1 protein-coding gene is annotated in these 1211 nt (G+C 43.8%); it reads right to left on the reverse strand.

Annotated elements, in window-relative coordinates; translation table 11 throughout:
- Window positions 1-27 precede the first annotated feature (27 nt).
- A partial coding sequence (tuf, locus tag AB4128_RS20690) for an elongation factor Tu (RefSeq protein ID WP_082420084.1) occupies window positions 28-1211 on the reverse strand: 1184 nt, incomplete at its 5' end.

A 1211-nucleotide genomic window follows, 5' to 3' on the forward strand; every position in this document is an offset into this window, starting at 1 on the left:
TTTTTAATGTGTTAACTAACTTCGCTATTAAGCAACGATTTTAGCTACAACACCAGCACCAACTGTACGGCCACCTTCACGGATAGCGAAACGTAAACCGTCGTCCATCGCGATTGGGTAGATTAGAGTAACAACCATCTTGATGTTGTCACCTGGCATTACCATTTCAACGCCTTCTGGAAGCTCGATAGTACCAGTTACGTCAGTTGTACGGAAGTAGAACTGTGGACGGTAGCCTTTGAAGAATGGAGTGTGACGTCCGCCTTCTTCTTTGCTTAACACGTATACTTCTGATTCGAATGTAGTGTGAGGAGTGATTGTACCTGGCTTAGCAAGTACTTGACCACGTTCAACTTCATCACGCTTAGTACCACGTAATAAAACACCACAGTTCTCACCTGCACGACCTTCGTCAAGCAGCTTACGGAACATTTCAACACCAGTACAAGTCGTTTTAGTTGTGTCTTTAACACCAACGATTTCTACTTCGTCACCTACAGTGATGATACCGCGCTCTACACGACCAGTAACAACTGTACCACGACCTGAAATTGAGAATACATCTTCAATAGGTAGTAGGAAAGGCTTATCGATGTCACGCTCTGGCTCTGGGATGTAAGTATCTAGAGCTTCAGCAAGTTCAATGATTTTTGGTTCCCAAGCTGCATCGCCTTCAAGCGCTTTAAGTGCAGAACCTTGGATAACTGGTAAGTCATCACCTGGGAAGTCATATTCAGAAAGAAGTTCACGTACTTCCATTTCTACTAATTCAAGTAGCTCTTCATCATCAACCATGTCACATTTGTTCATGAATACGATAACGAAAGGTACACCAACCTGACGTGAAAGTAGGATGTGCTCACGAGTCTGTGGCATTGGGCCATCAGTTGCTGCTACTACTAAGATAGCACCGTCCATTTGTGCAGCACCAGTAATCATGTTTTTAACATAATCGGCGTGACCAGGACAATCTACGTGTGCGTAGTGACGTGTAGGCGTGTCATATTCGATGTGAGAAGTATTAATTGTAATACCACGCTCACGCTCTTCTGGAGCGTTATCGATTTGTGCGAAATCTTTAGTCTCACCGCCGTATGCTTTCGTCAATACTGCTGAGATAGCTGCTGTTAGAGTAGTTTTACCATGGTCAACGTGACCAATTGTACCCACGTTTACGTGTGGTTTACTACGTTCAAATTTTTCTTTAGCCA

The organism is Shewanella sp. 10N.286.52.A9 (assembly GCF_041468985.1).
Classification (GTDB): domain Bacteria; phylum Pseudomonadota; class Gammaproteobacteria; order Enterobacterales; family Shewanellaceae; genus Shewanella; species Shewanella japonica.